The sequence below is a fragment of the Acaryochloris sp. 'Moss Beach' genome, from assembly GCF_021497025.1.
In the GTDB taxonomy this organism is placed as follows: Bacteria; Cyanobacteriota; Cyanobacteriia; order Thermosynechococcales; family Thermosynechococcaceae; genus Acaryochloris; species Acaryochloris marina_A.
Window position 1 is genome coordinate 4,336,184 of the sequence record NZ_CP071717.1, and the last position, 25,521, is coordinate 4,361,704.

The 25,521-nt window shown below is 46.4% G+C and carries 16 protein-coding genes and 1 pseudogene; 5 read left to right on the plus strand and 12 right to left on the minus strand.

Annotated elements, in window-relative coordinates:
• Window positions 1-1,321: 1,321 nt before the first annotated feature.
• The 8 genes and pseudogenes from HRE53_RS20490 to glmU all read right to left on the minus strand — a co-directional run bounded on the left by HRE53_RS20490 (window position 1,322) and on the right by glmU (window position 13,884).
• On the minus strand, window positions 1,322-3,745 hold the full coding sequence (locus tag HRE53_RS20490) for a glycosyltransferase family 2 protein (RefSeq protein WP_212665075.1): 2,424 nt from the start codon (window positions 3,743-3,745) through the stop codon (window positions 1,322-1,324).
• A 187-nt stretch (window positions 3,746-3,932) separates the two neighbouring features.
• Window positions 3,933-5,471, minus strand: a complete 1,539-nt coding sequence (locus tag HRE53_RS20495; protein ID WP_235107742.1) for a DUF3131 domain-containing protein — start codon at window positions 5,469-5,471, stop codon at window positions 3,933-3,935.
• A gap of 139 nt (window positions 5,472-5,610) precedes the next feature.
• Window positions 5,611-8,582: pseudogene (locus HRE53_RS35240) on the minus strand (DUF3131 domain-containing protein).
• 82 nt (window positions 8,583-8,664) lie between these two features.
• Window positions 8,665-9,885 (minus strand): DUF3131 domain-containing protein, encoded by a 1,221-nt coding sequence (locus HRE53_RS20510; RefSeq protein WP_235107743.1) that lies wholly within the window; start codon window positions 9,883-9,885, stop codon window positions 8,665-8,667.
• A gap of 125 nt (window positions 9,886-10,010) precedes the next feature.
• A complete protein-coding gene (locus tag HRE53_RS34510; protein WP_255800804.1) occupies window positions 10,011-10,145 on the minus strand; it encodes a hypothetical protein in 135 nt (44 codons plus the stop codon).
• Window positions 10,146-10,360: 215 nt separating this feature from the next.
• Window positions 10,361-11,371, minus strand: a complete 1,011-nt coding sequence (locus tag HRE53_RS20515; RefSeq protein WP_235107744.1) for a hypothetical protein — start codon at window positions 11,369-11,371, stop codon at window positions 10,361-10,363.
• A complete protein-coding gene (locus HRE53_RS20520) occupies window positions 11,355-12,401 on the minus strand; it encodes a hypothetical protein (protein WP_235107745.1) in 1,047 nt (348 codons plus the stop codon). Before HRE53_RS20520 ends, HRE53_RS20515 begins: the two co-directional genes overlap by 17 nt.
• 121 nt (window positions 12,402-12,522) lie before the next feature.
• A complete protein-coding gene (gene glmU, locus HRE53_RS20525; RefSeq protein WP_212665079.1) occupies window positions 12,523-13,884 on the minus strand; it encodes a bifunctional UDP-N-acetylglucosamine diphosphorylase/glucosamine-1-phosphate N-acetyltransferase GlmU in 1,362 nt (453 codons plus the stop codon).
• A gap of 891 nt (window positions 13,885-14,775) precedes the next feature.
• Here glmU and HRE53_RS20530 point away from each other — a divergent pair.
• Both HRE53_RS20530 and topA read left to right on the plus strand, forming a co-directional pair.
• Entirely contained in the window at window positions 14,776-15,153 is a 378-nt protein-coding gene (locus HRE53_RS20530) for an AbrB family transcriptional regulator (RefSeq protein WP_212665080.1), read from the plus strand.
• Between the two features lie 499 nt (window positions 15,154-15,652).
• Window positions 15,653-17,776, plus strand: coding sequence for a type I DNA topoisomerase (topA, locus tag HRE53_RS20535; protein ID WP_235107746.1), 2,124 nt, complete (start codon window positions 15,653-15,655; stop codon window positions 17,774-17,776).
• 264 nt (window positions 17,777-18,040) lie between these two features.
• Here topA and HRE53_RS20540 read toward each other — a convergent pair whose 3' ends face one another.
• The 3 genes from HRE53_RS20540 to HRE53_RS20550 form a co-directional block, all read right to left on the minus strand.
• Window positions 18,041-18,313 carry a hypothetical protein gene (locus tag HRE53_RS20540; protein ID WP_235107747.1) on the minus strand — a complete coding sequence of 91 codons (273 nt, stop codon included), beginning with the start codon at window positions 18,311-18,313 and terminating at the stop codon, window positions 18,041-18,043.
• A gap of 323 nt (window positions 18,314-18,636) precedes the next feature.
• Window positions 18,637-19,059 carry a type II toxin-antitoxin system VapC family toxin gene (locus HRE53_RS20545; RefSeq protein WP_235107748.1) on the minus strand — a complete coding sequence of 141 codons (423 nt, stop codon included), beginning with the start codon at window positions 19,057-19,059 and terminating at the stop codon, window positions 18,637-18,639.
• Window positions 19,056-19,313 carry a ribbon-helix-helix domain-containing protein gene (locus HRE53_RS20550; RefSeq protein ID WP_235107749.1) on the minus strand — a complete coding sequence of 86 codons (258 nt, stop codon included), beginning with the start codon at window positions 19,311-19,313 and terminating at the stop codon, window positions 19,056-19,058. The genes HRE53_RS20545 and HRE53_RS20550 overlap by 4 nt, the downstream gene beginning before the upstream one ends.
• 454 nt (window positions 19,314-19,767) lie before the next feature.
• On the opposite strand from HRE53_RS20550, the gene HRE53_RS20555 reads away from it, so the two are divergent.
• Window positions 19,768-21,777, plus strand: a complete 2,010-nt coding sequence (locus tag HRE53_RS20555) for an acyltransferase family protein (protein ID WP_235107750.1) — start codon at window positions 19,768-19,770, stop codon at window positions 21,775-21,777.
• Window positions 21,778-22,252: 475 nt separating this feature from the next.
• Here HRE53_RS20555 and HRE53_RS20560 read toward each other — a convergent pair whose 3' ends face one another.
• The gene (locus HRE53_RS20560) at window positions 22,253-23,188 is read right to left on the minus strand and encodes an IS5 family transposase (RefSeq protein WP_235107751.1); all 936 of its coding nucleotides are present in this window, start codon (window positions 23,186-23,188) and stop codon (window positions 22,253-22,255) included.
• A gap of 192 nt (window positions 23,189-23,380) precedes the next feature.
• Here HRE53_RS20560 and trpB point away from each other — a divergent pair, with 192 nt between their 5' ends.
• Together trpB and HRE53_RS20570 are read left to right on the plus strand one after the other, a co-directional pair.
• The gene (gene trpB / locus HRE53_RS20565; RefSeq protein WP_235107752.1) at window positions 23,381-24,634 is read left to right on the plus strand and encodes a tryptophan synthase subunit beta; all 1,254 of its coding nucleotides are present in this window, start codon (window positions 23,381-23,383) and stop codon (window positions 24,632-24,634) included.
• An 89-nt stretch (window positions 24,635-24,723) separates the two neighbouring features.
• On the plus strand, window positions 24,724-25,464 hold the full coding sequence (locus HRE53_RS20570; protein ID WP_235107753.1) for a sulfite exporter TauE/SafE family protein: 741 nt from the start codon (window positions 24,724-24,726) through the stop codon (window positions 25,462-25,464).
• The last annotated feature ends 57 nt before the right edge of the window (window positions 25,465-25,521 follow it).

The following is a 25,521-nucleotide window of genomic DNA, read 5'->3' on the forward strand; positions in this document are numbered from 1 at the left end:
CCAAGGAATGAGGGCTTAGTAAAATTTCATATATCTTTAGAATAACCTGTTTGTGGGGGGTTGCAATTGACTCAGATCACATGAACTTGAATACACAAGGCGGCTAGGCCGTTCTAAGAAAAATGTGATCACATTGTTTGATAGCAATAGGCGCTCAAGAACAAGCCTTTAAGAAGCATATGAGGTAAGGGGAAGACTGAATGTGACTTGAATCAACTGGATGACCATTAATTTGGTTTTCTTATGATTTTGATAAAATTTAGTGTTAGAAGCTACACGAGACTCTATAACGTTTCTAGCTCTGGATTAAGCGTAAAAATGCTTTATATACTAATAATATCTTCCTTGTTTTCAGAATGGGAGCTAATCCTAAATCCATAGCCTAAAATTCGACTACTTTTTGTCGCATTTTCTTAGGAGTAACAAACTCATAGCTATCTCAGTAGTATTAATTGATACAAAAGTAATAATTATGAATGTAATCCTATTGTAGGCCCTTAGCCTTAGCAGGACGGTAAGATAAAGTCTGATTTAGTATGAATCAAATGTAAGTTTCGTTTGAATTGCTATACTTTTTTCTGCCTCTAAAAAGAAGAAACACAATTATTTTTCGTATTCAATAAATAAATATTCTGATAAATAAAAAACGTTTTTGTTTTGTAGTACCCTCTAACACTTAAATTTAATAAATTTATCCTTTGATACATATGTGACTTTATTTGTTCGGGATTGTCGGTGTATGTATATAAATTTCAGGTGCCTTGTCTTTGTAAATATAATTTCAATATATTCCTATATAGATAAATGCCTGAAATTTATATTTTTTGATCAATTAAAGTTTAAATACGCACAAAAACCTCAAAAAATCATCAAAGATTTCCTGGTATCTTACTATTGAAATCTATCTGAAAAACTTTTCTTGTGCTATTCCAACTACTGTAAACAGCAATTAAAACTATATATAAGAATGTAAATATGGCTCTGGAATATAGGTTTAATTCACCTATATTCATCAACCAAAATAGGACAGATAAAGTCTTGAGAGTATTATTGCTATAAAGTGGGCAAGCAGGACATAAACCTCGTCCAGCTTGAAAGCAAGAGTTTTATGAGATGCCTATAAGCCTTTAGGAGGTATGGTTTAGGTACTTAAGTAGCCCCCCTGAAAACTATGGGTCTCAATATGGACAAGGGTTAGTAATTCTGCAGCAAGACACTTGCCATTGATCATAAAACAATTCATCAGCTCACAGCATTCGCCAAGCTAGCATGAAGTCCTAAGAAAAAGGCGATCGAGCAGCAACATATACTTGATTTACCTTCAGGTATTAACTAGCTCAGCAGATGCTGATTTTGCTGTGGGGGGTTGCCAGATAGCAGCTTTGATCAAAGCCCAAATCAGAGAAACATTATAAATGGCCCAAGCAGAGTTAAGAAGATGAAGGCCAGGGTTATCTAAATCACCCATTGCATATCGAATTAGACTCACGGAAAGTCCTAATACAGTCAGAACAACAACCGTGATCTGAGGTATCACCAGGCCAACATACATGCCAGATTGACGTTGTTTAGGAGTGACTTGAAACTTAACTGGCCTACCTGTGAATACACTCCAAACTGCCTTAATAAAGAGTGGGAAGAGGGCGATGGCAAATTGTTCTGCTCGCCATAACTCATTCTTCTTAATGCCCCAAGCGGCGGCCATAAAGGTAATCCGGTTGAGAATGAAGGCAGGTACAAAATGGATGGCAAACGCCAAGCCATAGGTCTGTACGGGTATTGCTTCAGTAAAAAAGTAAATCAGCGGACAAGCAATGAAGATCAGGGTAAAAAATCCAGAGAAGTAACTATACATGGTCTGGAAATATTGCAGCTGCTGCCAAACGGTAAGACCTTTTTTGGCAAGGGGATTTTCTTGCAACAGGACCTGAACAGTGCCCTGTGCCCATCGAAGTCGCTGTTTTAGGGTAGAGCTCAGGTCATCTGGTGCTAAGCCAACCGCTAATACTTCATGGTGATACACTGACTTCCATCCTGCAGCATGGAGTCGCATGGCTGTATTCATGTCTTCCGTAATACTGGCACTGGAGACACCCCCCACCAACTCAAACTCCTCTAGGCGTTTTTGATCGGCGATATATTCATCCGCGAAATTTTGTAGCCCGGTGGTAACCAATGCTTCGCGACGTAAAACAGCATTTGTGCCCGTGTAAAAGGCTGAACTCATGCCATCCTTGCCCTGTTGAATTGGACCATAGAACAATCGAGCTTGATGACCGAAAGGGTCACCGGGAGGAAGATTATAGAAGTCTTGTGGGGTTTGGACAAAGGCAATATCGCTGTCTTTGTATGCCCCCTCTTGCATACTGTAATCAAAGAAATAGGGCAGTGCTCGCTGAAGAAAATGAGGTTTAGGAATATGGTCGGCATCTAGGGTCAAGATCAGATCGCCGGTTGTTTCTCCAGAAAACAAGGCATAGTTAATATTGCCTGCTTTAGCATGATGGGGTTTCCCTTTAGGCTTAGGACGGGCAATATATCGGCTGCGCGCTAGGTCAACTAATTCCTGTTCTTTTTGCTCAATGGTGCGCTGTAAGACCTTGACTTCTGCTTTTAGATAGTCAGCCACTGAGCCATATTGATGATTGAGCAGACGGGTACTCTGTTGGAGGCTATGGAGATAACCCACTAACTGCTGATTTTGATCTTGAACGCCAGTTGCTTCTGGCGCAAAGAACTTGATGGCAATTAAACACTGACGTTTATCGGGAGTGGGGTTATAGCTGACAAAGTCAGTGAATTGGCTCATGATGCCAAAGCCTCTCCCCCCTTCATCCATCAGATCCACATCTTCCAGAGATTTGAAAATTTTGTCAGGGTTGTCTAGACCTGGACCTCGGTCCCAAATTTGCAGTACTAAAACATTACTGGAAATGTTGAGCTCCAAGTCAATCGGCGTGGTGTGGGGCAGATCCTTATGGGCATATTTCAAGACATTATCCACACCCTCACCCAATACCGTTTGCAGCTCTAACCAAGGTTTCATGGGAATGTGAGGCTGCTGAAGCTGCCCAAACCAGTCCAGGGCCGCCTGGGCGTTTTCCCGTTTGGTTTCTAGGGTTAAGGTATGAGACTTTAATTGCTCCTCTCCGGCAGCAATTTCTGAGACGAGACTCTGGAGATGCTGCAGCTGCGCTTTGAGGTGTAGACGTTGCGAGTTGATCTCATCCGCTGCCGCACGAAGTTGTGGTGTTTGCAAATCCCCAATACATAATTGCTCCGACATTTGCCGCATTTGAGGGGAGTTGCCGTCATCCAGTACATAGACCTTCAGCTTTGTTGCAGGATAGTCCATGCTCAAGGCCGCTTTAGCCGTTTCCCGAACCATCTCAACCGGTTCGTTATAGCAGGTAATAAATACATCTACTCTCGGCCATTTAGCCTCTGGCAAAGCGGGGCGCATTTGTCTGAGGGGTTTGGCATCTCGGATAATGGGTCGCCACAGACCAATAAAAAACATGACGCCGCCAATATAGCTATATATTTCAGCGAGTAATAGCGGAATGGCTATCCATAGGGCATTGAAGTTGACCGAATTCAGGATTCGCCACTGTAAATACCAGCCCCCAAAAATGAGGTTTATGATCACCAGAAACCGAAAGAGTAGGGTTCTATCCTTGAGTCTGATGCGAATATTGCCAGAAAAGGCAGGGGTATTTTCAATAATGGGGACGGCATTAGTCATGAGACTGTGTATCCTTACTGCTTGACTAAAGAGTGATGATGTTGGGTTCTATGAACAATATTTTTGAGAATCACCACAGTAGCGTTGCGGTTAAGTTGAGTATTGACACCTAGCTGCTCATTCTCACAACATCTCGCAAAACATTCATTTTGAGATCGCTGTGAAGTCGGCTTGAGGCCATCTATTGCTATAGGGAGAGTTTCCATTTATCAGAAAAGTTATTTGTTATTGTTTTTGGACAGAGCGCTGTTTGGGGCTCCCCAATAGGTCCCGGTCGAATCAGTAATAAGCTGCAATTTAGGTTTGGGGGGTAGGGGGGTAAGCCCGTACCAATTTCTTCGTTGGCAACGGCTTTCCACCAGGGGGAGCTACGGGAGATATCGGCGACGAGTAACGGTTGGCGATCGCGCAAACGATACAAGATTGACTGCAGGACAATACTATTGGTGGAGCCACTAAAACCAGGATTAGACTGGCCCGATTGCTCGTTTACCCCTTCGTAAAAACCCAGTACGGGGTTATACAGGTCTAATGCTGACTGATACAGCTCTTGAGCGTAGTCATTGTCGGGAAAAATTGCGTGATAGGCAAAGGCTGCAGCACTGCTGATGACCCGTTGCTCAGACTCGAGTGCTTTGTTCGCACTTGAAGCTGCCCAAGCTTTTTTATCTTTATCCATCAGACTGCTATGAATGACGTAAGGGGCCTTAGTCGATAGGGTTGTTCCAGCTGCAGTCAGTACCCCTTCCCGGTTATACCGTTCTTGTTGAGCTTGCAACATCGGTAGAACTAATCGCCGCATTTGTGGATCTAGACCTAGCTCTAAGCCATAAACCATAAATGGATTGCTAACGATCTGTTGATCGGTATCGGGTTTCTTCCGAGGACGATCTCGCTCAATCGGAATTTGGAACCCTTCTAACTCTGCGGTTTTATAATCCCCGCCTACAGCCGCTTCCGTCACATCAAAGCCCCAAAGCTGAAATCCTCGGGCTGCATATTCTTCGTAGCCCAACCGTGAATCTGGTTTCACTCGGATTAAGCGACGGCCATTGCTGTCTGCTTCTACAAAAGCACTATGAATGCGGCCATCTCGAACGACCCGCAGGAACGACCAGTCCAACACAATCTCATCAATAATTTCGGTATATCCCTTATGACACCCCTTGAGGTTGTGCAGCGCTAACAAGAAACGACCCACGTCTAAACCTGACCAGCCAATTCCTTCTGGGGACGGATTCATCCCATAATCAACCGATTCTAGGGTACGGATATCATAGTTACGATGGGGCAATTCGCCACCATGTAACGGCAGCCGTTTTATTGCACCTAAAAATAACCGAACCCGCTGATCAAATTCCTCGATGGTAATCACATCCAGCGATTCAGCGGCCTGGAGTGCGGCGATATAATCCCCCATTCCCCAAAGGGTTGCAACTTTCATGTCACTGCGATCGCTAACTAATCCCGTACTGGAATCATAATTGGCCTCAAAATATTTCCAGGCTGCTTTGGCATATCGTTTCTCAGCCAAGTGAGGTCGGCGAGTTAAATCTTCGCAGACAGAAGAATTTTTGGGTTTACCACCTGACAGAATTGGAGCCACAGCCAACTGAACAGGCTGCTTCAGCTGTTCAGGCTGTTCTATCTTGCCAATTGATTCGGGTGGAGCCGGTGCTGATGCAACCACAGGAGCTGGAGCTGTTGCAGGCGCAGAGGTAGGCAAAGATGTCGTAGCTTGACCCGGTGGAAATTTAGGACTTGCGCCATCCCCTTCAATAAATTGGCAGCAAACAACTAGGTTCGGATCAACAGCGCTAGGTTGAGATACCGTTTGCTGAGTGGGAGATTGAGCAACAACAGGGCTAGGAGGCGGCGCTGCACTTGGGCCAGGCGTTGGAGCCGGAGCGGGTGCTGGAGCTGGGGGCTGGAGCGGGTGCCGGGGCTGGAGCTGGAGCGGGTGCCGGGGCTGGAGCTGGAGCAGGTGCCGGGGCTGGAGCTGGAGCAGGTGCCGGGGCTGGAGTTGGAGCGGGTGCCGGAGCGGGAGCTGGAGCGGGTGCGGGTGCTGGAGCAGCGGCTACATTATCTGGAGCGGGGTAACCTTCCGCAACTATCGTGTTTTGGGGATTTCCAGTAGAGGCATTAACACCATTTCCCCCAATCAGCGGTCGATATCCTCTGGCTTTGTAATAGAGGATCTCCATGATCAGCCCATTCGTGTTACCCGTCAGGGCTCGATTGGGCTCATTAGTTTCCTCATACAATCCGGCAAAAAATCCACCCCCATCCGGACTCATCAAGCCCTTCGCCACTTCAAATAATTGATCCGCATAAGGTTCGTCGGGAAAGATATACCGCCAACCAAAGGCAGCCTTGGTACTAATACTGCGCTTGTCAGGATGAAGTTCATTTTTTTCTGTAATGGTGGCCCAAGCCTCGCCATTAGAAAAAACCGTGTTGTAGAGAAAATAGGGTGGGCCGTCAATATTGTCCTCAGTCACAGCCGTTAACTGCCCCGTTGCCTGATAGCGACGTTTTTGAACTTCTAGGACCCGAGCTGCATAGTCTCGCATCTGGTCACCGAGAAAACCAAATTCAATGCCATCCAGAATATAAGATTCACTGACCACATAGTTATTGGCATTGGTTTCCTGGTATGCCCGAGTATCTACCGGGATCTGCACCCCATAGATTTCAACCATTTGAAAGGGTTCAAAGGATAGGGCTTTCGGAACGGAGAACCCCCATAACTCATATCCTCGGGCTGCATATTCTTCATAGCCTAGGCGGCCTTCTTGTACGGGTAGAGTTTGGCCATCTTCAAGGACTGTAGCCCCATACATATTGCCATCTTCAATGGAACGTTCAATCGCCCAGCGATCAACAATAGCCTGCAACCATTCAGCATATTGGGGGTGGCAGGTTCGGAGGACATGGAAAGCAGCCAGCACTCGACCAATATCGAGAGCCGACCAACCAATTCCCCGTTCAATAGGGTTGTTACCATAGTCCACCATGTCGCCATTGGCAGCGTTATAGACCTTATTCGGCAGGCTATCTTCAAATAGGGTGAGTTCTGCAAGGCTGGATAAAAACTTATTCAGTTTTTGATCCAATTCATCTTGCGGGATTAGGTTCATCCACCGGGCCGCATTAAGGGCCATCAGGTAGTTGCCCATGTCCCACAAGGTACCAGAAGGATATCCTCCCGATGAATTGGTAAACCCAGTGGCTTCTTGATAGTTATTGACAAAATATTGCCAAGCAGTGCGGGCGTAGGTTTCTTCTTCTGGTGTTAAAGGGTTGGTAATACCGCCGCAGGAATTATCGGTGGGGGGGGTGGGGGGTGGTGCAGAAATTGGAGCAGGGGCAGGGGCAGGGGGCCGCCGCAGGTGTAGGAGATGGGGCGGGGGGCAGGTGCTGGAGCGGGCGTTGGCGCTGGGGCGGGTGCTGGGGCGGCGGGGACTTGAGCCGTTTCAGGCGCAGGAAAACCTTCCATAACAACGGTTGATTCAGGGGCTCCAGTTGAAGCACTAACGCCATCCCCTCCAATTAGGGGGCGATTCCCTCTCGCCTTGTAATAGAGGATTTCCATAATCAACCCGTTGGTATTTCCGGTCAGAGACTGATTGGGTTGTTGAGTCTCCTCATATTGGCCCGCGAAAAATCCCCCTCCATCCGGGCTCATTAAGCCCTTGGCTACTTCAAAGAGTTGTTGAGCATAGGGATCATCTGGAAAAATATAGCGCCAACCAAAGGCGGCTTTCGTACTAATACTGCGTTTATCGGGATGGAGTTCATTTTTTTCCGTGATCGTGGCCCAGGCCACTCCATTAGAAAAGACTGTGTTGTATAGGAAGTAGGGCGGACCATCAATGTTATCTTCAGTCACGGCTGTCAATTGACCTGTGGCCTGATAACGCCGCTTCTGAACTTCAAAGACCCGAGCTGCATAGTCCCGCATTTGGTCGCCCAAGAAACCAAATTCAATGCCGTCTAAGATATAGGACTCACTAACAACATAGTTATTAGCATTGGTGTCTTGATAATTACGAGTATCTACAGGAATTTGTACCCCATAGATTTCAACCATCTTGTAGGGTTCAAAGGACAATGCCTTGGGAACCTGAAAATTCCAAAGTTGGTATCCCCTTGATGCATATTCCTCATACCCGAGGCGGCCTTCCTGCACCGGCAAGGTTTGGCCATCTTCAAGGACTGTAGCCCCATACATATAGCCATCTTGAACGGAACGATCCACCGCCCAACGATCAATAATGGTTTTCAACCAATCTGCATACTGAGGGTGACAGGTCCGCAGGACATGAAACGCAGCCAAAACACGCCCAATATCTAGTGCTGACCAGCCAATCCCTCGTTCGATGGGGTTGTTGCCATAATCCACCATGGCTCCATCGGCGGCGTTATACACCTTATTCGGCAAGCTATCCTCAAACAGCGTTAACCCTGCTAGTGAAGATAGGAATTTATTGAGTTTCTGATCGAATTCTTCTTGGGGGATGATGTTCATCCATCGAGCGGCGTTGAGGGCCATGAGGTAGTTGCCCATGTCCCACAAGGTACCGGAGGGATATCCCCCTGATGAATTCGTAAATCCCGTTGATTCTTGATAGTTGTTGACAAAATATTGCCAAGCGGTGCGGGCGTAAGTTTCCTCCTCTGGTGTTAAAGGATTCGTGATCGCCCCACACTCATTGGCTTCTTGGGCATGGGCAACCTTCTCTGTGGTAAACGGTAGCCACAAAGGAGGAGAAAAGATGCCAATTGCCAGACAGGCAACCAGTCTAACTATCGGTAGAGAACGACGTCGATTCATCAGGTAGGATGGCCCCAGTCAAACAATGCAAAAGAAACACAAACCTTGTTGTCGGTGAGCAGGTGAATAGGGCTAAATCCTATTAGGTACCTAGCTCAGAAACACCAGCCCAAACAGCTAGAGGTTTGCCAACCTTCTTGAATAATAAGCACTCTAAGATAATGCCATTGTTATTAGCTGTCAATACGGCATTAGGCTCATCTAAGGTTTCATAAAAACCACTGTACCAACCTTTTTTCGAACCAACTTTTTCTTGCACAAAAGCAAATAACTTTTTGGTGTAATCCGTGTTGTAAAGAACATGCCAACCGATCGCAGCTTTGGTACTCACAAAGCGGAGATGATTATAATTTTCTCCGGTATCACTAATCGTTGCCCAGGGTTTACCATTCACATATAAGGTGTTGTAAACAAAATAGGGTTCTCGATCCAAATTATCTTCAGTGATAGCCGTTAATTGCTTAGTGGCTTTGTAGCGGGCTTCTTGGGCGGCGAGCATCCGGTCTGCATAAGCTTTAGGGAGCGCTTTGAATCCTGTTTCGATGCCATCGAGGAAAAAAGGCTCACTTAAAACATAGTTATTCGCTTCCGAATTTTCGCGATCGCGCACATCAAAAGGAATGCTGTGGCCATAGAGTTCAACGAAGGCCGATTTGTTGTTGTAATCTAACGCTTTATCAACATTAAGCCCCCAGAGTTTCAAGCCATAGGCCGCATAATCTTCGTACCCTAAGCGTCCTTCTTGGTTATATTGCTCTTGACCATCTTTGATACTGGTGCCATACATTTGGCCACCTTTTGTCAACCGTTTGACATCCCAGGCTTTCCACACTGCTGTGGTTTGGGGTTCAAACTCGGGATATTTGGCGGCAATAATTTTTAGCCATAGGGCAATTCGACCCAGGTCAATCGCTGACCAGCCAATCTCTTCCCGCTTATCTAGGGAACCATAATTCACCGGCATTAGGTTCTGGGAATTGTAGACCTTATTTGGCAGCTCCCCTTTATACAATTCCAGCTTGGCAAGGGTGGTCAGCATCTTGCTCATGGTCGCTTTGAATTCTTTTTCCGAAACCAAGTCCAATTCTCTAGCACTGACCAGAGCCGCCATTGCCGCACTTTGATCCCAAAGGGTCACCGATTGAAATTGATCAACCGAATTAGCCAAGCCTGTTTCTGGATTAATATTGGTCTCAAAATAGCTCCAGGCTTGCTTGGCGACCTTTAGCTCAGCAGGGGAGAGTTTACCGACATGAGCTGGGACATAGGGCGTTGTCGTCTTTGCAATTTCTGATTGACTCACCCGGTCGCCTGGAAATTTAATAGAGCGGGAATCAGGCTTTTCATGCTTAGCTTTAGGTTTCGCTTTGTCTGGGGCAGATGTAGTTGAGCTGGGGGGCGGTAGCCGTGGTGGTAGGGGCAGAATCTTTAGTTGATTTTTTTTTGGGAAAGATTACCCGATAGCATTTCTAAACCTGCGATCGCAGCGACAGCTGTCACTACACCACCTAAATAGGTGAGAAAAGCAAGTTTTTTAGGTGGCATTTCGAAATTAGAATTCATGACTGCTCCCACTTGGAATAATGACTGCAATAGTCAGTAATTAGACAATATTGATTGATAGCTAGGACAATCGCCTAGAGAAAGTATTCCTGATTCTTGAAAACTAGAAAAAAAATATCAATAACAATCAATTAAGATGAACTTTCTTTCGTTAAAAGAGACTTGCCTGCTCTAGAATTCCCAACTTAACAATCGGTTTAACACTCTTAAAAAAACTAAAAATCTATTCTCAATTGTCCAGAAAAGATATGGCTATTACTGGCCCCAGACCCACTCGAAATAATGTTGGTGAGAACATAACCAAAATCAAGCTCTACATTCTCAGCCAAAGACGCTGTACATTTTGCTTGTAGCCCTCGACCGGTACTCTTACCCCCATTAACGACTTGGTTACCAATGGAGGCAGCAAATTGGCAGGTTAAAGGATCAAAAATTTTCCCTTTCCAACCCACTTCAGCGTTATAGAGTAAAAAGCCTAGGGGGGAAAAATAACCACTCTCGGCTTCTAAGTCTTCCGCAAAATTCCAGGTAAATACGTTAGCTGCGACAGAAAATGGCCCTATTTTTCGCTCTAAGCGGCTGAAAGACTGGATTTCTTGGTTACCATCACTGAAGAATCCAGCTTGTAACAGCCCAAAGAATGTGGTTTTACTATCAATTTGCCAAAAGACACTCGGACGAATCCGCCAATAGCTAATGTCATTTTCTAAAGTCGTGGTGTTGAATTTATAGGGGCCATGCTCGACCTCTCCAGAGACTAGGACTTGGCCAAACAGGGACGTCTTCGCTCCCACCTTAAACGTAGGTTGAGGAGCTAAACGGTTAAATACTTCGGCACCCGCTGCCACATTGATGGAAACCTCTCCGACCTCAGTCTCCCACCCTAAAATTAGTGGAATATTTTTGACGGGTTCCTGACCATCCTGGCTATAGGTATTCATCCCTGTTGTAAACGTGACAACATCTCCATTCCGAACTCGGAACGTAACCACTTCTTCAATTTTTAAGTTTTCTTTGCCAAATTCATCGAAATCAAGCTTGAAGTCAGTCGTTGAATTCTCTAAGACAATAAAAGATACCTGTGGATCATCAGCGGCTCCAATCGGGGTTAAGTCAGCTGGTAACCGATTTTGAGGCGTAATTTTAGGCTGTTGAATCGGTATATCTGCAGGCACCGTAGGAGATTGAGCGGTCGTTTGTGCAGGAACTTTAGGTGTATCTTGCACAAGAACAGGCTGAGAGGTAGGTGAAATATTTTTGCTGTGGGGGGGGTGAGGGAACCGATCGGAAACGGGGGATAGAGGTAGGGGACAGGTTGTTCCTAGAGGCTTCTGGCACAGTAGGTTGGGACCTTAGTGGCGCTAGCGGTGGCGGCCCTGATGGACGGACAGCAGGGCTAGAATTAGGCGTCTGCTCAGCGGGCGTTGCAGCGCCTCCTTCAACAGAATTATTGAGTGGAGTAGAGGAAGGTAGATTCCGAGGAACGGGACCGGAAGGACGGGCCGTTGGACTAGATGTAGGAACTCTATCAACAGGCGTTGCAGCACCTCCCTCGACAGAATCTTGGGGGGAAGAGGAAGAGGGGAGTACTGGGATATTCGTTGGACCTGAAGGGCGAGTCGCTGGACTATAGACGGGAAGTCTATCTGTAGGTGTTGCAGCCCCTCCCTGAAAATCATCTGGTGAGGAGCGAGGAGGAATATCTTTTGGCCGAGGCGCTGGACCTGAAGGGCGAGCAGCTGGACTATAGGTAGGAGGTTTGTCAGTAGGCGTCACAGCCCCTCCCTGAAAATCATCTGGTGATGAAGGGAGATTAGGGACTTCTGTTTGCCGAGGACCAGGGCCTGAGGGCCGGGCAGCCGGACTGATGATGAGTAGAGGGGAGTTGGGAGGGACTGGAGCTGGAGAATATGGCTGAGAATCTTCAAAGGGTGGAACTCCCCCCGTCCCTGTGGGGATATTCACATCAGTAGGAAACGTAGCTCCGCCTTTGGGGCCTGCTTGAGACTGGCTGGTAGGAGTAATGGCCGGTAATGGCGGAAAAGGCTGGGTAGAATGCTGGGGACTCGTTGGCTTTTGCTGAGAACGACCAGATTGAACAATAGGCTGATGCAAACTGGGATTCAACCCATAGGGGCCTGCAAACAATAACGGCTGCTGAATCACAGGAGGGTCAGTGATCGATAACTCCTGAACCTCTGGAGTATTGAGGTCAGTTTGACAGCCTAAACATAGCGTTGCCAACACGGAGAGCATGAGAGATGATCCACCACAGAACAGAGCATGGGGGAAATTCAGTCAAAAAACGACATTTTTTGAGAAAATCAATCTGCCCCAGTTTAGAGTGCCCTGTAAATTGTGGACTAACGCATGATTTTTACGTCTGTCTAGAGGAAATAGGTCGCCATCCTGGGAAAACACTTTGCCGTTGACGAGCTACGACCAGGGCATCATCGCCGACATTCTTAGTAATAGTGGAGCCTGCTGCAACGGTAACATCCTTCCCTAGCGTAATTGGAGCCACTAGGACGCTGTTTGCACCAGTTTTAGTGCGATCGCCAATCTGAGTCAGGTGTTTGTTCACTCCGTCATAGTTGGCAGTAATCGTACCTGCGCCAATATTGACCTGGGTTCCCAACGTTGCATCCCCTAGATAAGACAGGTGGGCAACGTTGGTGCGATCGCCAATCGTCGTTTTTTTCATTTCGACAAAATTACCGACCCGGCATTTTTCGCCAATCTGCACATTACCGCGTAGATGTGTGTATGGCCCTATCCGTGAGTTACTGCCCACTCGGCTATCTGAGATAACGGAATAAAGGATCTGAACATTTGCACCAATCTGGCTATTCTCGATCAAACTTCCAGGACCGATACGGCTACCGGTATCAATTTTGGTATTGCCCCGTAGGTGGGTTTGGGGTTCGATAATCACGTCGGTCCCCAATTCGACTGCTTCATCGATGGTAATGCTATCTGGGTCTACGATGGTTACCCCTGCGGCTAGCCAATCATCCTTAATCCGATCTTGCAAAATTGTGTAGGCGGTCGTTAATTGTTTGCGATCGTTAATGCCCAGAATTTCTTGATAATCATCGACATCCAGAACCATTACTGGGTCTAGGTAGTTAACAGCATCGGTTAGGTAATATTCTTTCTGGTCATTTTCGGCTTTGAGATTGGGCAACACTTCGGCTAAAGCCGACCAACGAAAACAATAGACCCCCGCATTGATCCGTTGATTTTGACGCTGAGCAGGCGTACAGTCTCGATCTTCAATAATTTCCTGCAAATGCATTTGAGCATCACAAAAGACCCGACCGTACCCCTTGGGATTGGGAAGTTGAGCTGTCAAAATGGTCGCCGCATTCTGATGTTCTTGATGGGTTGCCAGCATTTTTTGCAGGGTCCCGGGTCGGAGCAAGGGGACATCGCCATTGAGAACAAGCAAGTCTCCTTCAAAGCCTTGCATCACAGGCAGCACTTGCTGGACGGCATGGCCGGTTCCTAATTGCTCCGTTTGTTCCACAAATTCTAAGTTGGGCCAGGCTTGCATCTCCGTCCGCACTTGATCAGCAGCATAGCCCACAATCACGATCTGGCGAGATGGAGAGAGGTTTTGGGTGCTGCTTAATACCCGCTCAACTAGACTCTTACCCCCTAACTGATGTAGTACCTTGGGCAGGTTCGACCTCATGCGTGTGCCTTTACCCGCTGCCAAAATTGCTACCGCGATCATGTCCTTGTCCTAGGGAGTCAACACCCACGGAGTATATCGTGCTTCTTCGCCAATAAGGACAACAGATTGTTGCTAAAGATGGCAAGTCAGTTTAGACAAGGTGGGTTGATCAGAACGTACCTATCGAACGTATCTGATGTGAGTCCACATCATTTGAATTGGGAATATTCAGAAAATCAGGTTTGAAATAGCAGATTGCTCGATGCATATTCTGGTAGGTTACATTCAGAAGTGTTGATGATTGGAAGCATTCAAGTTTTATCTCAAAATAGCCCTCTCAATTGCCTCCTGACATGGGCTATTGATATCAAAAATCTATGATCGCTATAAATCAAGGGGGGATATCCTGGCACTCCCACTGGATTTGTGAGGACCATATTTTTAACTCAAAAAGCTAACATTCCAATCCCTTACAAGCAGGAAATTGAGGATCCTATTTCCTACCATTTTTATCACTCCATACTCAATCTAAATATTGGTAATGATGGAGAGCAGGGCTAGTTCTCAAGATCGGATCACAGGAATATTATTGGCTGAGGAAGGCATGTGTTTTTACCTATGATGCGTTTATGTCTTGCAGGTTACAACTTGTGACATGGGAGAAAATAACGGCTTCTAAACTATTCCCATGATTTTCACAAATTTGAGTTTATATAGGGCTAGTAGAACTCAAAGACCTAGGGATCGAGAGCAAGAAAAAGGAAATGCGTAAATCTGGGAACTAATTATTAATAATCTCAGGCGTTGTTTGATTCTGATTGTTTTCCAGAAATACATAGTAAACAACTTCAATCTGTGCTGATTTTCTTAATTCTTTATTGATCATAACTCAAAAAAAATATGGCAGTATTAATACATTCAGGTGATATTTATAGAGAGATTCATTGATTTATGGCTAGGAAAAGTAAGCAAACTAAGCCCATAACAGGTGAGGCGTTAATTACGAAGGTCAAACAACTGAGTGACTTGACCCGTGAAGAGAAAGCCAAAGCCTGTGGATATACGTCTAATGAGTCAGACGGCTCAGAACGAATTAAAGTGATGGCCTTCCTCAATGCTCTGTTGGATGCAGAAGGAGTGAATTTAGATCGGCATTCCTCTGATGGAGATGGTCGAGGTGGGCGCAAAGCCAGTTATAAGGTTAGTGTGCAGTCCAACGGTAATATTTTAGTGGGACGTACTTATACCAAAGCTTTGGAATTAGAGCCTGGAGATGAATTTGAAATCACGGTTGGTCGCAAGCATATTCATTTGAACAAGGTGGCTTAGTTCATGGAGCTAGCATCCAAAATGTCCTTATAGTCTCAGGTACGATGAGGAGACCAACGGCTCATCGACTTTCTATTAAATTTCAATTACATTCAATACCTACAAATCAACGGGTGGCTTATCTTTTGGATGCCATCCGTTTTTTCATGGGTGGGATCAGCTTTTGGCTTTAGGCAAGATCCAAATCATCTATGTCATTGATCCGAAAGATGGGATATTTCTCTACCTATGCTTGTCGGGAATTTGCTGATAACGCCTAACCGATATAGACTCCGGCTACCTCATGGGGCTAATCAAATCAACTTTAGAGCCAGCGAATAATCTAGGGTGATTATTGTCTCGTCATCTTTGTTGCCAAGAGGCATTAGATTTGCGATCGCACCCTCCATACCCCTCGCGAAAACAAAAACAAATGTACTATAATCTTCCAATCCAGTCCCCCTAAATAAATCCCCATTAAGACTGCGTCAGTTATTCACGCATCACTAGAGAACTGAACATGCCTCGCCTACTGATCGTCGAATCCCCCGGAAAAATCAAGAAGCTGAGATCGATTCTAGGTGCAGGCTGGAATGTCCGGGCCTCCGTAGGCCATATCAGACAGCTCGCCAATACGGGCACGGGTAACCTAGGGTTTGAGGTGCAGAATGGCCACATCACCTGTAGTTATGAACCGCGAGACGACCGGGCCAAAAAGACCATCGCCGATCTCAAAATCGCTGCCAAACAGGCCGACGAGATTTTTATTGCCAGCGACCCGGACCGAGAGGGGGAGGTAATCGGGTGGCATATTGCCCAGGTGCTGGGGATTAAGAAACCGAAGCGCGTGGTCTATCAAGAAATTACGGAACGAGCCGTGCAGCAGGCCATTGCCCATCCCAAGTCCTTGGATATGGATTTGGTGGAGGCCGGTCGCTGTCGAGATTGCCTGGATAAGCTCGTGGGCTATCGGGGGTCTCCCCTGGTCTGGCGCTTGAACAACGGCGCGAAATCCGTTGGCCGAGTCCAGTCCGCGACCCTGCACCTGATTTGTCAGCGTGAACGCGAGATTCAAGTCTTTGTGCCTCAAGACTATTGGTCGGTGTTTGTGGAGTATGCCGAAGGATTCAAAGGGTTTTACCACGGCAGCACTTCAACAAACGATGCGGACGATACGACTATTGAAGATTCTGGTGCAGAAGCCAAAACTGAAGAATCGACCCGAGTCACCTCCCAGGCAGCAGCTGATTCCTTGGTGGAAATTGCCCAAAGCAATCCCCACCAAATCCTTTCCATCGAGGGGAAAATCACCCCAAAAAAGCCCCCTGCCCCCTTTACCACCTCTGCTCTCCAACAAGCCGCCGGATCACGCCTCAAGTTCAGCCCCGAGCAAACCATGCAGGTGGCCCAAAAGCTCTATGAAGCAGGTCTGATCACCTATATGCGCACAGATTCAGTCATTTTATCCTCGGACTACTGCGGTGCGGCCAAAAAATGGCTAGAGCAAAATGACGTAGACAATGTCCCTAAAACAGTCGCTAAGCAAAAAGGGGGCAAGCAAACTCAGGAGGGCCATGAAGCGATTCGCCCGACGGATATTTTTAAACCCTCCGCTGAACTGAAGCAATCCCTCCCGGATGATCAGTTCAAACTATACGTGTTGATTTGGACCCGAGCTTTAGCCTCCCAATGCAAACCTGCTCAGATCCGTAAAACCATCGTCATCAGCCAGTCTGGCGAGGTTCAATGGAAGGCCAAGGGTAATCTTGTTGAGTTCAAGGGCTACTCGAAATACTGGAAGGACATTAAAGCCGATACGGAACTGCCCACTCTACAGCCCCAACAGTCCCTTACCCTAGCCCAAGCCGCTTCTCAGCAGAAGCAAACCCAGCCCCCCGCTCGCTACAGTGAACCCAAGCTCGTCCAGCTAATGGAGAAAAAGGGGATTGGTAGACCGTCCACCTATGCCCCCACCATCAAGACCATTAAGGCCCGAGGTTATGTTGATCTCGTCAAGGGCAAACTCCAGCCCACCCAGATTGGCATGGAGGTGGATCAGTTTATGGAGGGTGCGTTACCGGAGCTATTGGAGGCTAAGTTTACGGCCCAGATGGAGAGTTCCTTGGATGCGATCGCACAAGGGAATCAGGAATGGCAAAACTATCTGATCGACTGGAACCGCAGTTATTTTGCTCCGGCCTTAGCTAAGGCATTGAAAGATTTACCTGCACCTACTAGCAGCTATGGGGGTAAAGACTTGCAAAAGTCTAGAACCAAATGTCTGGGTTGCAGTCAACCCATGTCCAAAGTGCCCAGCCAAAAGGTAAAGAAGAAGTATTTCCTCAAATGTGAAAACGGCTGCACAGCGGACGATGGTCGAGGTCTGGTAATGTTCTGGTCCGATAGGGATAAGAATTGGCAAGTTCCCCAGGCAAAGTCTGATCAGCCTGCAGAACTCACTGATTATCCTTGTCCGGCCTGTAACCAGAAAATGGAGATTTACCAATACCAAAAGGAAGGGCAGGCCAAGCAAATGCTTCGGTGCTCAGATCCCAAAGCCAGAGCTAACAAGAAGCATAAGGATGCTGTCTATTTTCAAAGTAAAGGACGGTGGTGGAGCCCTAAACATGGGGAATTGGAATAAAGAAATCCCCTACAATTTTTTTGCAGGGGAAGTAAGGCTTTTGTAACTTCAGTACTTTTACTTATGATGCCCACTGAGCATAGGTTTTCACCCTCAGCGGTAGCCCAAAGATGGCGTCTATCGACCCCTCATCCAATCATTACTTCGTCTATGCGAGAGGTAGAAGCTGAAACTGAAGGATAATCATCCAAACGCTACTGGGCATCCCCCTGGAATTGCTGAAGAAGGAGCATTTGGGTAAATCGGCGTCAAATACCCCCAATATTATTCAGCGAATATCTTATTGAATAAGTTGGTGACTTTGCTAAACGTCTTGGCCCTGCTACGGCGACCCTCTGCCAGTCTCGCATCCAAATCATCAGTGGATTCTAACTCATGAGTTGGTTCTAATTCATGAGTACTTTCCAGAAGACTCACTGCATCTTCAATCGGGGGAATAGTCTGTACTGCATCCTGCATCTCGTCAGGCTTGGGGTTAGAAGTCTGTACAGGCTTATCTACTTTAAGCTTTGAAGCTACAGGGTTAGAGAGTTCCATCTTTCAATATCTCGATACTTACAAATCTCTTATGGACAGGTTTATTGTTGGGCCGGCGCTCATTTATAGTCAGCTTTCAACAACCACATTGCTGGCATGTAATCTCTTAGTCCCTTAGTATTCCCCTCGGTAAGAGCTAGAGGAACATTGCGACGAATATGAAACCTGATTGAAATCGAAGTACAGGATTTAATGCAATTTTTTTGTCCCACATTGGAGCAGTTCAAGTTTGTTGCACAATGGCAGATAGCGTAAAAGCAAACAGCGTTCTGAGGCGTTGCAGTCAAGCGGGAATCTTCTCAAAGCTTTGTAAGACCTACATTTCAGATCGTTCTAAGCAGTAGATTCTCAAAAGGATGCGTATTTTTCCAGCGATAGGTGTTGAAGTCACGCTCATCAACGGACAAAATTCGGCCATGTCCAAGATGCTCTGCCAAAACCACGAGAGAGGCATCAGCTAGGTCCATGGGCAAATTTCGATATTGGCAAGTGAGTTCGTGTATTCGTGCGCTATGGGCAAGGGTCAGCTCAAAGACAATGAATGCTTCTTGAGACAAGTTGAGAATCAACCGTTCTTGAGCCGAGGCCCCTAAACGCTTCAGCAGAAAATGGCAGGTTTCTGTGACGACTGGCCAGGTGGTAATCAGGGGTTCTTGAACTTGGGTTAACGCTTGAATCGCTGGGGAGTGATAACTGTCTTGTCGGTTGGCTAAAGCTAGCCAAAATCCTGTATCGACAATAATCACTGCGTTAAGCCATATTTTTCTTCTAGGCTATCGGCATAGTCCAATTTGTAATGGGTCGATAGGTTGCTTTCGGCCTCTCCACACCCAATAAATCCACTTTCAGTTAATAGATCGATGGGATGTTGCTGGGCATATTCTTGGTAATACGCATCTAGTGCCAATTTGATAATCTCTGTGACACTTTTTTCGGTCTGCCGCTGAAGGTAATTCAGTTTTAAGGCATATTCATCATCAAGTCGGGCGTTAATGCGCATGGCATAGATGTCATAAGGTTGTATGACAATGCTAGCATTCTTCCTAGAAGAAAGGGCTGGCTCACCCCAACGTGTGGTCCGATTCTACGGCTAACAATCGCAGCCTGTCTCGTCAACAGTCTGGAAGAAATAGTGATGACCCTAGTTTTACTGTGATGTTGTCCTCAACTTCTTCCATGCTCTGGAACTGAATCAATCAGGATTAGTAGAGTTAGATAGAAAACACCAGTTTTAACTAATGGGCTTTGAGTCGTGTGAAATCTTTCAAGGTATCAATTCCACATTTTCGTTATTATGACCTCCTCTACTCAAAAAATTTTTTAAATATCAAGATTTAGATATAGACAAATTATTGCCCAAGATTATCTCTTGCAAACAATCACATGCTGCATCTGGGTACATTATGGTAACCCAATGAATGCTAAAACTAAAACTAAGAAAAGCACCATAAACAATGAGTTCTACATCTCCAGTACAACAGTCTTCCTATAGACCAGAACTCGATGGTGTAAGAGCATTTGCGGTAATCGCAGTCATCATCAACCACTTCAATAAAGATCTTCTGCCAAGTGGGTATTTAGGCGTTGACATTTTTTTCGTTATTTCTGGATTTGTTATCACTTCTTCGCTAGCATGTCGTCCCAGCAAGAACTTCTACGACTTTTTGGTGGGGTTCTATTCCAGGCGAATCAAACGCTTAATTCCTGTGCTGGTGATGTTTGTCTTCATAACTAGCATTCTCATATGTCTCTTTAATCCCAACCCAAGTTTTTCGCTTCAGACTGGCATCACCTCTCTACTTGGTTTTTCTAATATTTTCCTGCAAAAGCAGTCCACAGATTACTTTTCCGATTCCACAGAGCTAAATGTTTTTACCCACACTTGGTCCCTAGGTGTGGAAGGACAGTTCTACTTCCTATACCCATTTCTAGCTTGGTTCACTGGGTTTGGTCGTCTAGCTGCAAAGGGAGCAAGAAATTTGCACTGGGTGATAGGGGCTCTATCGGTTGCTTCCTTGATTGCTTTTGTCTATATCTATCAAGTCAATCAGCCCGCTGCCTACTTTTTAATGCCTACCCGTCTATGGGAATTGGGTGCTGGTTGCCTGTTGTTTTTGAACTTGAAGCATTTTCGTGCTCTTGAAAACCTGCCACCTTTGATAGCTACTGGTGCAGTTTGTGCAGTTTTGTTTGCCCCCCTCTATTTTGCTGTGGAAGCTACTGTTGCCGTTGTAGTACTTACAGTGATCTTAATTAATTGTCTTCGCTCAGGAACTGCTGCATGCAAACTATTTACTCACCAAAAAGTGGTTTATCTTGGCCGAATTTCATACTCTCTATATCTTTGGCACTGGGGTGTTTTGTCCTTAAGCCGTTGGACAATTGGCATTCACTGGTGGTTAGTACCATTCCAAATTGCCTTCATTCTGATACTATCTATCGCCTCCTATCGGTATGTCGAAACCCCCTTTCGCCACTTAAGTTGGTCTACTATGCATTGGAAGTCCATTGGCTATGGAATAAGTACCTCTGCCACTACTGCGGGTTTGATCTTTGCTCTTGATAAGACACCCAACTTGTCCTTATATACAGGGCATATCCCATCCCTGGTGGCAGTAGGAGTTTCTTCTCTGACAGATCCATACTCTCTAAAAGAGACTAATTCAATTTGGAGAGGTGACGAATGTGTCCTCTCCAATAATTCGCAAGTCGGCAAGAAAATTGCTGTTGAGAACTGCACACTGGGCAACTTCTCTAGCGCCAAGAGAAGAATTCTAGTTCTTGGAAACTCCTTTTCGGCAGCATTTACTCAAGCATTTGATGACATGGTGGTGTTAGACAGATATTCAGTCACAATTGCATCTGCGCTTGGAGCATCTCCTGTAAAAGAAATACCTAACCAAGGCCGTTTCAATAAAACAAACGATTACTACTGGGACAGCGTTGTGCCTTCACTTATCAATCGCCTGAAACCTGGTGACTGGGTATTTCTTATCAATGATATGTCTAGTTTTTCACCCAAGGATCGAACATCGGAAACCAAGGGTCATTTGAACCGGTTAGAGAGTGGACTTGAAGTACTTTCTAAGAAACTCTCGGCCAAAGACATCCGATTGGCAATTCTACACGGAAATCCTTTCGCACGTGAAGCAAAATGTAACCCTGTAACCTCAGCAAAGCAGTGGTTCTCTCCGTTTGACAATTCTTGCAAAATGCCTAATAGAAATGAGTCACTTCTGCGCCGTGACAAACTAAATAAAGTTCTCGTCTCACTGGAGGTAGAAGGAAAACTACGTATAGTAGACATCTTTGATATTTTCTGCCCTGAAGAGCAATGCACCTACAGTGCTAAAAATGGTCAGATTCTTTATAGAGATTCATTCTCACACCCATCAGTCGAAGGAGTTCGTCTGTCTTCTCAGATTATTCGTAAGGTTCTAACTTCTGCTGACATGGACCGATAAATGTCAGAAAAACCAAAGCTTTATCAAAATACAGAATGCTACTTTGCTGGAATCCCTGCAAAGCTTACAGGGGAAAAATGGTAGGTGGGCCTAGTAAAACTGTGTGAAAAATTTTGGTCAAGCATCTTCATGAATTTCATGAGCTTTGTTAACAACATAACTGAAACTGGTCAACCCTCTGTCTAAATCTGGTTTAACTAGATAGGCCACGATCAAAGACTATTTTGGCCAAGCAGCTATCTATGCAATTCGCTGTACAGCCGGGATTAGAATTTGAAACCCTGCTGAGGCTCTGAATTGATAGGTCGATATCTCAGTACAGGACAAAACCCTTGAAGTCCTTACGCCATAAGGATTTTAGTTTAAGTTATTGAAACGCCTTCTGTGCAAGGGCTACAAGCTAATCCTATGGTTTTCAACGGCGTTGTTGCATAAGTGGAAGTGTGGACATCAATCCCCCCTTGTTGAGGTTGAATTAAGCAGCGACTGGAACACTGACAGGCTTACCGAGTTGAATCATTCGGTTCAGCATCGCGCATTGACACAATAATTCTGTCGCTTGATTTTCAAATTTACGGGACTGCACTTTACCTCCAAAAGCGGTTTTATGTCGAAACATCGTCGTTTCGGATAACGACCGACGGTGATAATGAGACTCCTGTTTCCACTTTTTGCGCCCCTGTTTATGGATAGCGCGTAAGGCTTCATCCCTCGGGTGTGGTGGTGCTTTACAGTTGCCATGCTGCCAAATCACCGCATTTTTTCGCGGGGGGATTACAGGCTGGGCTCCTCGCCCTGTGATGGTGTCATAGCATCCGCTTGTGTCATACGCCCCATCAGATGAAACCTGTTCAATCTCTCCGCCAATCTGCTCGAGTAAGTCCGGCAGGATCTCTGAATCCCCCCAGTCATTGGTGCTCACAACTGCGGCCAAGATTTCTCCAGTGGTTTCATCCACAGCCAAATGGAGTTTTCGCCAAGTACGACGTTTGCTAATCCCGTGTTGACGGACTTTCCACTCGCCCTCTCCATAAACTTTGACCCCGGTTGAATCAATCACAACATGACGGGCTTGCTCCCTGTTCAGAATCGGCAATGTGACCTCGAGTTTCCCCATGCGCCGAAAAACCGTGCTGTGGTCTGGCACGGGCAGTTCCAACCGCATCAACTCAAACAATGATGCGAGCAATCCAGTCGCTTGACGACCCGCTAGCTGAAACAGATTTTTTATCGTGACCACGCTCATAATGGCAACGTCTGAGTAGGTTCTGGGTGCCCCTAATTGCTCTGAAGGTTTAGTGTTAAGCCAGTGCTCTGTGGATGCTTCGCTCACCCAAAAGGTCAGGCTACCCCTTTGTCTCAAGGCCAGGTTGTACTCACTCCAGTTGCGGACACGGTATTGCTGCTTCATACTTCTGGCCCTGAACTTAACGAGTTTTGGAGACCCTCTCATTACACATCAGGGAATCCGACTTATGCAACAACGCCGTTTTCAACAGGTTTTTTGTCCTGTACTGAGGGTCGATATACAAACTAAAAATCATCCAGCAACACACCATCTTTTTCTATAATGAGTGTCTGACCATCTGTTTGGGTATTTATTGTGGCTGTTACTCCCTTATCCTCCGCTGACCAATCTTCTGGCGCACAACAATATCCAGATGCCCTAGGTCGCTTTGGTCCCTACGGCGGTAAGTACGTCCCAGAGACCCTGATGCCCGTCCTAGCAGAACTAGAGTCAGCCCTAGCCCAATACCGAAACGATCCAGATTTTCAGTCTGAATTGAGCCAATTGCTCAAAGACTATGTCGGTCGGCCTAGCCCCCTTTATTTTGCAGAGCGAATTACCGCCCACTATGCCCGTCCTGATGGCAGTGGTCCCCAGATCTATTTAAAGCGGGAAGACCTCAACCATACAGGAGCCCATAAAATCAACAATGCCCTAGCTCAAGCCTTGCTCGCCAAGCGCATGGGCAAACAGCGGATCATTGCCGAAACCGGAGCCGGACAGCATGGGGTGGCAACAGCGACCGTCTGTGCCCGCTTTGGCTTTGACTGCGTGATTTATATGGGGGTCCAGGATATGGAGCGTCAGGCCCTCAACGTGTTTCGGATGCGGCTGTTGGGTGCAGAAGTTCATCCCGTAGAAGCGGGAACAGGTACCCTGAAAGATGCCACCTCTGAAGCGATTCGCGATTGGGTCACTAATGTAGAAACGACCTACTATATTTTGGGTTCTGTCGCTGGCCCTCACCCCTACCCAATGATGGTGCGAGACTTTCACGCGGTGATTGGCGAAGAGACTCGTCAGCAATGTCAGGAAAAGTGGAATGGCACTCCCGATATTTTGCTGGCCTGCGTGGGGGGTGGGTCTAACGCCATGGGCCTATTCCATGAGTTTGTGCCCGACACTCAAATCCGCATGATTGGGGTGGAGGCCGCTGGCGCTGGTGTCAATACCGACAAACATGCGGCGACGCTCACCCAAGGAGAAGCTGGGGTGCTGCATGGGGCCATGAGCTATCTCTTGCAAGATGAAGATGGTCAGGTTTTAGAAGCCCATTCCATTAGTGCTGGACTCGACTATCCCGGTGTTGGACCAGAGCACAGTTTCCTGAAAGATAGTGGCCGCTGCGAATATTACAGCGTTACGGATATGGAGGCCGTCGCGGCTTTTCAGCGACTAACGGAGTTGGAAGGGATTATTCCCGCTTTGGAAACGAGTCATGCGATCGCATATCTGGAAACCCTCTGTCCTCAGTTAGAAGGCAGTCCCCGAATTGTCATTTCTTGTTCTGGTCGGGGAGATAAAGATGTGCAAACCGTCGCTAAATTTATAGAGCAGCAGTCTTCCTAGCTGGCTAAGCAGTGACGCTTCTATATTTCAGCAACAAGAGTTAATAAAGGGTTAAAATCGGGTTGCGGTTCGTTTAAGGCTTCAACCCCATGCCCTTTATCGTTTTGGGAATGGTGAGCTTTCTATCTTGGTTCGTCAGCATGGTGGCTGGCGGCGGTAGCCCCTTAGTACTGATTCCCCTCGTCAGTTTTATGTATGGCGCTCAGGCGGTGGCTCCCGTCATTACGACAGGGATGTTGTTAGGAAATATCCAGCGACTGTTTTACTTTTGGCAAGATATTGATTGGGAAGTGACTCTTTGGCAGTTACCGGGAGTAATTATTGGCTCTATCTTGGGTGCTTTTACCCTTAACTACATCAATTTAGAAGGGCTACAGATCGTTATCGGCATCGCTTTGCTGCTGATGGTGGCAAACTATTGGTTTGGCAATCAGGAAAATACCTTTAATCTCAAGACCTGGCAATTTTTACCCCTGGGATTTGGCAATTCCTTTGCTTCAGGTTTAATTGGCAGTACCGGACCGATCATGAACCCGGCCTATATTAATTACGGGCTATTGAAAGAAGCAATGGTTGCGACCAAAGCTGCCAACATTATTCTGGCCCACGTAATCAAGTTGTGCGCCTATGCCTCCTTGGGAACCTTGAGCAAAGAGTACGTTATTTATGGGGTGGTGATTGGGGCTGCTGCAATTCCTGCCAATTGGTTAGGGCAGTGGGTGCTTAGCCGCATGAGTAATGACTTGTTTAAGCAAGTCACCTTTATCTTTATTGCGGTGAGCGGTGTGTTGATGCTTTGGCAGCAACGTCAGTTTTTGATGGTTTGGTAAGTTTAGTCACGAATTCAGTCACGCCTGGACAAAAAAATGACCTTTGCTGGAAAGGCC

Coding starts and splice junctions, on each gene's coding strand:
- HRE53_RS20550 (WP_235107749.1), bottom strand. CDS start 19,313: ATGCGCATTAACGCCCGACTTGATGATGAATATGCCTTAAAACTGAAT.
- topA (WP_235107746.1), top strand. CDS start 15,653: ATGCCTCGCCTACTGATCGTCGAATCCCCCGGAAAAATCAAGAAGCTG.
- glmU (WP_212665079.1), bottom strand. CDS start 13,884: ATGATCGCGGTAGCAATTTTGGCAGCGGGTAAAGGCACACGCATGAGG.
- HRE53_RS20540 (WP_235107747.1), bottom strand. CDS start 18,313: ATGGAACTCTCTAACCCTGTAGCTTCAAAGCTTAAAGTAGATAAGCCT.
- HRE53_RS34510 (WP_255800804.1), bottom strand. CDS start 10,145: ATGAATTCTAATTTCGAAATGCCACCTAAAAAACTTGCTTTTCTCACC.
- HRE53_RS20530 (WP_212665080.1), top strand. CDS start 14,776: ATGGCTAGGAAAAGTAAGCAAACTAAGCCCATAACAGGTGAGGCGTTA.
- HRE53_RS20570 (WP_235107753.1), top strand. CDS start 24,724: ATGCCCTTTATCGTTTTGGGAATGGTGAGCTTTCTATCTTGGTTCGTC.
- HRE53_RS20560 (WP_235107751.1), bottom strand. CDS start 23,188: ATGAAGCAGCAATACCGTGTCCGCAACTGGAGTGAGTACAACCTGGCC.
- HRE53_RS20490 (WP_212665075.1), bottom strand. CDS start 3,745: ATGACTAATGCCGTCCCCATTATTGAAAATACCCCTGCCTTTTCTGGC.
- HRE53_RS20555 (WP_235107750.1), top strand. CDS start 19,768: ATGAGTTCTACATCTCCAGTACAACAGTCTTCCTATAGACCAGAACTC.
- HRE53_RS20520 (WP_235107745.1), bottom strand. CDS start 12,401: ATGCTCTCCGTGTTGGCAACGCTATGTTTAGGCTGTCAAACTGACCTC.